The sequence below is a fragment of the uncultured Holdemanella sp. genome, assembly GCF_958348295.1.
In the GTDB taxonomy this organism is placed as follows: domain Bacteria; phylum Bacillota_I; class Bacilli_A; order Erysipelotrichales; family Erysipelotrichaceae; genus Holdemanella.
Genome location: NZ_CATVYQ010000024.1, coordinates 23,025 through 31,320 on the forward strand (window position 1 = coordinate 23,025; position 8,296 = coordinate 31,320).

The window sequence follows — 8,296 nt, forward strand, 5'->3', positions numbered from 1 at the left end:
CACGCTATATAAAACATTAAAAAATTCATTTTGTCAATCCTCAGATATCATCAACATCTTTTATATCCACTAAAATATTGGCGCCATTACTAATCAGATAGTTACATCCTTGATGTTTTTCATCCTGAAAAGCAGTAGGAACACAATAAATTGGTACACTTAATTCTAAACACTCATTTACTGTAATCATCGTACCACTTTTATAAGAAGCTTCAATCACTACCAAACTATAGCTTAATGCAGCAATCAAACGATTGCGCCATGGAAAATGATACGCCAAAGGTTTAACATGCATTGGATATTCACTAATAATCAGTCCTGTATATTTCATCCTTTCAAATAAAAATGTATTTTCCTTTGGATAAATTACATTAATACCACATCCAAGCACTCCAATTGTCCTTATTGCATTTTGATGTGCTCTAGCATCAATTCCTTTTGCAAGACCAGAGACAATCACATACTTTGATTGTAATCTCTTTACAATAAGATCTGTATTTTGTAGCGCTTGTAAAGAACAATTTCTTGCGCCTACAATTCCTACTCCTTTTTCTTTCAATAAGCCTAAGTCTCCTTGATAGAAAATAATCCATGGCGGATACCTAAGCTTTTTAAATGCATCTGGATACTCATCATCTACAATTGTAAAATATGCGTATGGATATGTAATGATGGAATAGTTTTCATGTGCCTTTATCGCATTACCAATTTTTTTCCAATCTCCATCATATTGGATGGCATACCATAAAATAGCTTCCCTGCTTATTTTCATATACTCTTATACGAAAAAAAAGAGACTTTTAACTAAAAAAGTCTAATTTCTTCAAGTTTTTTTACAGGACCATAGCTTCTTCGATAAAAATCCTGAAGTCCATATTGATTTAATGCTTCAATATGAGCTTTTGTTGGATACCCTTTATGTTTAGCTAAACCATATTGTGGATACATTTCATCAAGCTTTTTCATCCATCGATCTCGAGTTACTTTTGCTAAAATACTTGCAGCCGCAATCGATAAAGATTTTTGATCACCCTTTACAATAGCTTGGTAAGGTTTATCGATATCTGGTAATGGCATCGCATCACTAAGCACAAAGTCACATTGTGCCTTGTTTGCAATTTCCATCATTGCTTCTTGTGTAGCACGATAGATGTTTTTCTTGTCAATTGTCTTTTCATCCACCACAAGAATTTGATAATACAAAGCATCTTGAATAATTGTTTTAAACAACTCTTCTCGCTTTTTTTCACTCAATTTTTTTGAATCATCAATCAACGCATTTTGATATCCCTTTGGAAAAATAACACCAGCTACCATCAATGGACCTGCAATAGGGCCTCGACCAGCCTCATCCATACCTAAAACACTTTCATCTTGATTCCAATAATCATGTTCCAAAGGTCTATCAAGCATAGGGCTTCTCCCAAGTAATCAAGCCACATTTATTTTCTCGAATATCTTTGACAAAGCTTAACATTAAACGGTTTTCATCAATTTCACCCTTTAATAAATAGCCACGTTTTATGGCAATATTCTGTAGAGTTTCGTAAGATGTATCCGCAATTTCAACATGATATACCGTATCAAATATTTCTGGCTTTTCTTTCATCAAATATTCACATGCAAATAAAGCTAAATCGTCCATATTTACAACTTGATCTTTTATCGAGCCTAATAAAGCTAGTTTTAACCCTACTTGTTGATCTTCAAATTTTGGCCATAATACACCTGGTGTATCTAACAATTCTAAGGTTTGGCCTACTTTGATCCATTGAAGGCTTTTTGTCACGCCTGGACGATCACCTGTTTGAGCGGCTTTTCTTTTCGCAAACGTATTAATAAACGTACTTTTACCAACATTCGGTATTCCACATACCATGGCTCGTAAAGCTCTTGGTTTCATGCCTCTGCGCTTTTGTTTTTCAATCAATTTTACACACAATTCATTCGATGCTTTAATTAATTGCTTTGAAAAATTTTCGTGAATAAAATCTAAAGCTAATACTTTTTGATTTTCTGTTTCTAGTGCATTTACCCATTGTTTCGTAAGCTCTTTATCGGCCTTATCTTTTTTAGACAAAAGAATCAAGCGCGGTTTATTTTGAATCAATTGGTCTAACATCGGATTTTTACTGGCTTCAGGCATTCTAGCATCACGAATCTCAATCACAAAATCAACTTTTTTTAAATTTTCTTCCATTTGCCTTTTGGCTTTGGTCATATGACCTGGAAACCATTGTACGTTTGCCACTAATCTTTCACTCCTATATCTGAAATTGGTAACAAGACTAACATCTTCTTTGCGAATATTTGTGATTTTTTTACTGGCCCAATATATCTAGAATCTTTTGAATAAGGTCTATTGTCTCCCATCACGTAATATTCATCGTCGCCTAATGTCACTTCTTCAAAATCTTGAACATTTGTATTGTCTTCATTAGGTACCTTATTAAAATAACCAAATTTATCTACCAATGATTGGCGATAATCTGGATCAATATATTTAGTCTCATCCAATACTTTACCATTAATAAAAACAATGTCATTCACACAGCTAATAGTATCTCCAGGTAAACCAATTATACGTTTTACCCAGTGTGTTTTCTGTCCATTTTCTTCCATCGTCACAACAACAATGTCCCCTCGTTCTACACCATTAAGTAAAGCTCCACCGACGTTTGTAAACCCAAATTCTCCATCTTTTAATGTTGGATACATACTTCTTCCATCAACACGAACAGGATGTGCAACAAAGTTCACAAATAATAAGATTACAATTGCACTTACTACGAAAACTTTTACAAATCCTAGTATATCCTCGAGTAATGTACATTCATCATCCTCATTATATCTAAGCTCACTTTTTTTAGCTTTCTTCATATTTTTCTATCCCCCTAATTGTCATATTTCTATTATAAGTCTTTTCAGAAAAAAAAGCCTGAAAATCAGACTTTTTTAAACAATTAACGAACTTCTTTAAGACGAGCAGCTTTACCTGAACGATTACGTAAGTAAGATAATTTGTTACGACGTACTTTACCGTGACGAACTACTTCAATGTGGTCAATGATTGGTGAGTGTAAAGGGAATTTACGTTCAACACCAATTTGGTTAGAAATCTTACGTACTGTAAATGTTTCAGAGATTCCTCCACCTGCACGTTCAATTACAACACCTTCGAATACCTGGATACGGCTCTTGTCACCTTCTTTGATTCTAACGTGTACACGAACAGTACTACCAGAACGGAATGCTGGAATATCAGTCTTTAATTGTGATTTTGTTACTTCATTAACTAATGCTAAGTTCATTTTCTTTTCTCCTTTTCTTCTAATATTTGGTTATCAGTTCATTCACACAATGTGTCAGCGGAACTACCTATGCGTAAACGCCCATTTATATTATCATGTCAACCCATTTTACGCAAGATTATTTTTTTGTTTTTAACACTGCTTCCACAATTTTTTGATCTTCTCTATTTAATTCTAAATTATCTAATAAATCTGGACGATACAGTGCAGTTCGTTTCAAAGATTCTTCATGTCTATATTTCTTAATATTCGCATGATGCCCACTCAATAATACATCAGGAACTCTTTTCCCATCATACACTTCCGGTCTTGTATATTGTGGATATTCTAATAATCCATTTGAGAAAGAATCATCATCACTTGAATCTTGACGAATTACTCCAGGCAAAATACGCAATATGCAATCACACATAACCATACATGCACTTTCTCCACCGGTTAAGACAAAGTCACCTAAAGACATTTGAATATCCACATAATCACGAATTCTCTCATCAAATCCTTCATAATGTCCACAAATGAATATTAAATGATCTTTTAAAGATAATTCCTTTGCGATTTGTTGATTAAAAGTCTTCCCCTGAGGCGTCAACAAAATAACTGTACTATCTTCTGTGCGAATGGATTGTAATGCATCTAATATCGGTTGGCACATCAAAACCATTCCGGCTCCACCACCATAGGGAGTATCATCTACATGCCCATGTTTTTCTTTCGTAAACTTTCGAAAATCAATGGTTTCAAATTCAAATAGTTCTTTTTCTTTTGCACGCTTTAGAATACTTGTCGTCATTAATGGTTCAAAATATTCTGGGAATAATGTTAATACTGATATTTTCATCGTAAACCATCCATTTCACGAATTGTGATTTCATGTGCATCTTTATTTACATCCAGTACGAATGCTGGTACAAAAGGCAATAAGAAGCTATTACCTTTTGATTTTACACGAAGCACTAAATTAGCACCTGTTTCTAATATATCTACAACTTCACCAAGATTTTCTTTTTTCTCATTATATACAGTACAATTCATCAATTCATGATAGTAATATTGACCTTCTTCAAGTTCTGGTAAATCATCTTGAGCAATGAATAGATTCTTTGTCTTTAATTGTTCTGCTTTTTCAATGGAATCAATTCCTTCAAAATAACAATATCCAAAGCCTTTTTGTTCGCGATAGCGCACTACAGTTAAAGTACGTCCATCTTCTAAATGCAAGACTCTTCCTTTTTCAAAACGATGTTGGGGATCATCTGTCACAAGATATAATTTACATTCACCCTTAAGTCCATGAGTATTGATGATTTGAGCTACTTTTATCATATGTCCTCCTAAAAAAATCAGGATGTGAAATCACATCCTAATACGCTTCAAATTTTACTGAAATTCTTTTGTGTACATCACGTGCCGCAATAGACATCATCTGACGAATACTGCTAGCCATAATTCCTTTGCGACCAATTAAACGTGCAACATCTTCGCTATTGGCATATACATACAATAAAATTTCATTTTCATTTGTAGTTGCCATTGTTTTTACAGATAATGCTTTTTGATCATCTACAAGTGGTAAACAAATGTCTAATAATGTTTTTTCTAAATCAATCATTATTTTGAACTTTTAGCTTCGTGCATTTCTTTTAAAACACCTTCGTGTGATAAAATTGAACGAACTGTATCAGTTGGTTGTGCACCATTGCTTAACCATTTCTTTGTTAATTCTTTGTCTAATGTAACTTTGTTTTCAACTTTATTTGGGTTGTATGTACCAATTTGTTCAATGAAACGACCATCACGAGGACTACGTGAGTCAGCAGCTACTATACGGTAGAAAGGAGCCCCCTTTTTACCCATTCTTTTTAAACGTAATTTAACCATATTTAAATTCCTACCTTTTCTAATTTATTAAAGCTCATATAGAATAACATGAATAAAATAAGGTGTCAAGTATTTTTACTTTACACCTTATTTTTTTATTTTTTCTTCTTTTTCTTTTTAGCCTTCTGTTTCTTACTACCAGTATGCTTTGACATACCTGGCATTCCACCGCCACGTTGCATATTCTGCAATCCAGCCATATCTGGAAGTTTTGCCTTACCACTCATCATCTTAGTCATCATCTGCATTTGTTCTAATTGATTAATCAAACGATTGACATCCATGACTTTAACTCCAGCACCCTTGGCAATACGGTTTTTTCTTGATGCTTTTAAACATGATGGGTTTTCACGTTCATATTCAGTCATTGATAAAATAATGGCCTCACTCTTTTTCATTTGTGAATTCATTTTTTCATCGTCTAAATTTTTTGCGACTTTATTAATCCCAGGAATCATATTCATCATTTTTTGCATAGATCCCATTTTAGATACTTGTCCTAATTGCGCTAGCAAATCATTGAATGTGAATACACCCTGTTTCATACGTTCAGCTGTTTTCTTCTGAACATCCATATCCAACTTATCTTGAGCTTGTTCGACTAATGATACAATGTCTCCCATTCCCAGAATACGATCTGCCATTCGGTCAGGATGGAATTCTTCTAAATCCTCAACTTTTTCACCATTTGATACAAACAATACAGGAACATTTGTAATAGAACGAACAGACAACAATCCACCACCACGTGCATCACCATCCATTTTAGTTACAATTAATCCTGTTACAGATAATTGCTCATTAAATTCTTTCGCAACAGTGACAATGTCTTGACCTGTCATTGCATCTACAGTCAATAGAATTTCATCTGGAACAACTAGCTCTTTCATTTGTTGAAGCTCATGCATCAATGCTTCATCAATATGTAAACGACCAGCCGTATCAAAGATTACCAAATCTTTTTGACGATCTCTTGCGTATGTCAATGCTTGTTTTGCTGTTTCAACTGCAGGTGTTTCTGGACCACATGTGAATACTTCTACATCTATACTTTTACCGAGTGTCTGTAACTGTTCAATAGCAGCAGGACGAACTACGTCACATGCCACTAATAAAACACGACGTGCCAATTTATTTTTACAGTAATTGGCAATTTTTGCACTTGCTGTCGTTTTACCAGTACCTTGTAAACCAACCATCATAACCGTAGTCATACCCTGTTTTTTAAAGTGGATATGTGCATCTTCCTCACCTAATAAGGTTTGTAGTTCATCATGTACAATTTTGACTACCATCTGACCTGGATTTAAAGAATCTAATACTTCTTGTCCTAATGCCTTTTCTTTTACATTTTCAACAAAGCTCTTAACAACATCATAATTAACGTCGGCTTCTAATAATGACATGCGTACTTCTTTTAACATGTCAGTCATATTTTTTTCAGTTAGTTTTCCCTGTCCTGAAATATTCTTAAATGCTTTATTTAAGCGTTCACTTAATGATTCAAATGCCATAAATATAATCTCCCTAAACTCTTTAAGTTTACCTAATTTTCATTTAAATTACAATGGAATGCCAAACGACTTTGTCCATTTTTTAAATAAATAGTACCAACATGTTTAAATCCATGTCTAATCATAAAATTTTGCATTGGTTTATTGTCAATATGTGTATCCATACGAATATTATCAATTTTAGAAGAACAATATTCTAAAATGATATTAGCCATATGTTTTTTTAATCCACGAGTCGCAATTCGATGAATCACTCCATATGGCTCATCATTTAACCATTGACCATCATAGATTTTGTTGTAACAAGGATCAATTCCACAGTAAAATACAAAACTAGCCTGAATACCATCCTCATCTTCTAAAACATACATTTCACCTTTTGCGATATCTTCAGACAATATTTCTTTTGATGGATATCCATTTGTCCATTGATTTACATTTCCACAAGAAGCCATAAATTTTCTTGCTCTATCATATATTTCTAATAATATAGGCATATCTTCTAATGTTGCCTTACGAATTAATTCTCTTGCCATTTTAAAGACCACCCAAACTTAATACACGCGATGAATCGCCATACACGATATCCTATTTTATAAAATATATTAATTTTTGACCAATCAATTACAGCTGGTACATAAACAGGTTGATCTTTTCTCGAATAGAAAAAAATCAAAGTGTATAAAATTACCATATCACTATTATAAAAGTTAATATCGTAATAAAAGTTTTCTTCAGGAAACCATTGATGCAAACAAAGCTCTTGATACTCATAGGCTGCACGCATTTCATAAGCCTGCACAATATCCATATGATCGGTTAAAGATCCTGGACGTTTCACATAATGATAGTAACAATTAGGCATTATAGATATGCGCTTCGCATTATAAATTGCCTTAAAAACCGTATATGTGTCTTCAAATCCTTTTTTTTCATCAGGAAATTGAACATTTTTAAAACAAGAAGCCGCATATAATTTTCCCCAAGGGTAATTATTAATCCCCTTATTTTGAGACAATGCTCTTAGTGCAGATAAAGAATCCATAGTTTGTTTTCGCATAGGACTTACTGGTATGGATAAACCTTTATATTCAATACGATAACCGCAAGTTACTATATCACTATTTGTTTTGATAGCTCGATCAACCATTTTTTCTATCATTTTAGGATCTAAATAATCATCACTATCCACAAATAAATAGTAGTCACCCGTAGCCTTTTCTAATGCCCGATTTCGAGTAGTAGAAATACCTGCATTTTCATAGCTATATACATGAATGAAATCATACTTACTTGCATATAAATTCGCAATTTCTAAAGATGAATCGGTTGTTCCATCATTTATAATAATAATTTCTATATTTTTGTATGTCTGTAAAAGAATAGATTCCAGACATTTTGATAAATATTTTTCCACATTATATACTGGAATCAATATACTTACTTTATACATGAACGGCCTCCTTGAATGCCATAATACAATATCTCTTAAATAAAAAAATATCAAATTTACATATAAGAATCAACAAAAATCTAAAAAAAAAGGACCCGGCAGCTAGCTATCTTCGCAGGGGCAAGCCCAACTATTGT

Annotated in this window: 12 protein-coding genes; all 12 read right to left on the bottom strand. The window is 33.3% G+C overall.

Features of this window, described 5'->3' with window-relative positions; genetic code table 11:
* Positions 1–40: 40 nt before the first annotated feature.
* The 12 genes from dprA to Q3907_RS05890 all read right to left on the bottom strand — a co-directional run bounded on the left by dprA (position 41) and on the right by Q3907_RS05890 (position 8,159).
* Positions 41–772: a DNA-processing protein DprA gene (gene dprA / locus Q3907_RS05835; protein ID WP_295644256.1), complete on the bottom strand. Its 732-nt coding sequence runs from the start codon at positions 770–772 to the stop codon at positions 41–43.
* Between the two features lie 32 nt (positions 773–804).
* On the bottom strand, positions 805–1,413 hold the full coding sequence (locus Q3907_RS05840; protein ID WP_295644258.1) for a ribonuclease HII: 609 nt from the start codon (positions 1,411–1,413) through the stop codon (positions 805–807).
* Positions 1,406–2,251, bottom strand: a complete 846-nt coding sequence (gene ylqF / locus Q3907_RS05845; protein WP_295561859.1) for a ribosome biogenesis GTPase YlqF — start codon at positions 2,249–2,251, stop codon at positions 1,406–1,408. The genes Q3907_RS05840 and ylqF overlap by 8 nt, the downstream gene beginning before the upstream one ends.
* Positions 2,251–2,880 carry a signal peptidase I gene (gene lepB, locus Q3907_RS05850; protein WP_301897644.1) on the bottom strand — a complete coding sequence of 210 codons (630 nt, stop codon included), beginning with the start codon at positions 2,878–2,880 and terminating at the stop codon, positions 2,251–2,253. Before lepB ends, ylqF begins: the two co-directional genes overlap by 1 nt.
* A gap of 83 nt (positions 2,881–2,963) precedes the next feature.
* On the bottom strand, positions 2,964–3,311 hold the full coding sequence (rplS, locus tag Q3907_RS05855; RefSeq protein ID WP_270432491.1) for a 50S ribosomal protein L19: 348 nt from the start codon (positions 3,309–3,311) through the stop codon (positions 2,964–2,966).
* A gap of 118 nt (positions 3,312–3,429) precedes the next feature.
* Positions 3,430–4,152 (bottom strand): tRNA (guanosine(37)-N1)-methyltransferase TrmD, encoded by a 723-nt coding sequence (gene trmD, locus Q3907_RS05860; protein WP_301897645.1) that lies wholly within the window; start codon positions 4,150–4,152, stop codon positions 3,430–3,432.
* A complete protein-coding gene (rimM, locus tag Q3907_RS05865) occupies positions 4,149–4,637 on the bottom strand; it encodes a ribosome maturation factor RimM (protein WP_295647230.1) in 489 nt (162 codons plus the stop codon). The genes trmD and rimM overlap by 4 nt, the downstream gene beginning before the upstream one ends.
* Positions 4,638–4,674: 37 nt before the next feature.
* Positions 4,675–4,923, bottom strand: coding sequence for a KH domain-containing protein (locus tag Q3907_RS05870; RefSeq protein WP_003865918.1), 249 nt, complete (start codon positions 4,921–4,923; stop codon positions 4,675–4,677).
* Complete coding sequence (gene rpsP / locus Q3907_RS05875; RefSeq protein WP_295561853.1) at positions 4,923–5,192, bottom strand: 30S ribosomal protein S16; 270 nt, start codon at positions 5,190–5,192, stop codon at positions 4,923–4,925. Before rpsP ends, Q3907_RS05870 begins: the two co-directional genes overlap by 1 nt.
* A gap of 95 nt (positions 5,193–5,287) precedes the next feature.
* Complete coding sequence (ffh, locus tag Q3907_RS05880; protein WP_295647232.1) at positions 5,288–6,706, bottom strand: signal recognition particle protein; 1,419 nt, start codon at positions 6,704–6,706, stop codon at positions 5,288–5,290.
* A 32-nt stretch (positions 6,707–6,738) separates the two neighbouring features.
* On the bottom strand, positions 6,739–7,242 hold the full coding sequence (locus tag Q3907_RS05885; protein ID WP_295647234.1) for a GNAT family N-acetyltransferase: 504 nt from the start codon (positions 7,240–7,242) through the stop codon (positions 6,739–6,741).
* Entirely contained in the window at positions 7,227–8,159 is a 933-nt protein-coding gene (locus Q3907_RS05890; RefSeq protein WP_301897646.1) for a glycosyltransferase, read from the bottom strand. Before Q3907_RS05890 ends, Q3907_RS05885 begins: the two co-directional genes overlap by 16 nt.
* Positions 8,160–8,296: the final 137 nt, after the last annotated feature.

Excerpts from the sequence above, each read along its gene's own strand:
- rplS (WP_270432491.1), bottom strand. The coding sequence starts at position 3,311 with ATGAACTTAGCATTAGTTAATGAAGTAACAAAATCACAATTAAAGACT.
- rpsP (WP_295561853.1), bottom strand. The coding sequence starts at position 5,192 with ATGGTTAAATTACGTTTAAAAAGAATGGGTAAAAAGGGGGCTCCTTTC.
- Q3907_RS05870 (WP_003865918.1), bottom strand. The coding sequence starts at position 4,923 with ATGATTGATTTAGAAAAAACATTATTAGACATTTGTTTACCACTTGTA.
- dprA (WP_295644256.1), bottom strand. The coding sequence starts at position 772 with ATGAAAATAAGCAGGGAAGCTATTTTATGGTATGCCATCCAATATGAT.
- lepB (WP_301897644.1), bottom strand. The coding sequence starts at position 2,880 with ATGAAGAAAGCTAAAAAAAGTGAGCTTAGATATAATGAGGATGATGAA.
- ffh (WP_295647232.1), bottom strand. The coding sequence starts at position 6,706 with ATGGCATTTGAATCATTAAGTGAACGCTTAAATAAAGCATTTAAGAAT.
- rimM (WP_295647230.1), bottom strand. The coding sequence starts at position 4,637 with ATGATAAAAGTAGCTCAAATCATCAATACTCATGGACTTAAGGGTGAA.
- trmD (WP_301897645.1), bottom strand. The coding sequence starts at position 4,152 with ATGAAAATATCAGTATTAACATTATTCCCAGAATATTTTGAACCATTA.
- Q3907_RS05885 (WP_295647234.1), bottom strand. The coding sequence starts at position 7,242 with ATGGCAAGAGAATTAATTCGTAAGGCAACATTAGAAGATATGCCTATA.
- Q3907_RS05840 (WP_295644258.1), bottom strand. The coding sequence starts at position 1,413 with ATGCTTGATAGACCTTTGGAACATGATTATTGGAATCAAGATGAAAGT.
- Q3907_RS05890 (WP_301897646.1), bottom strand. The coding sequence starts at position 8,159 with ATGTATAAAGTAAGTATATTGATTCCAGTATATAATGTGGAAAAATAT.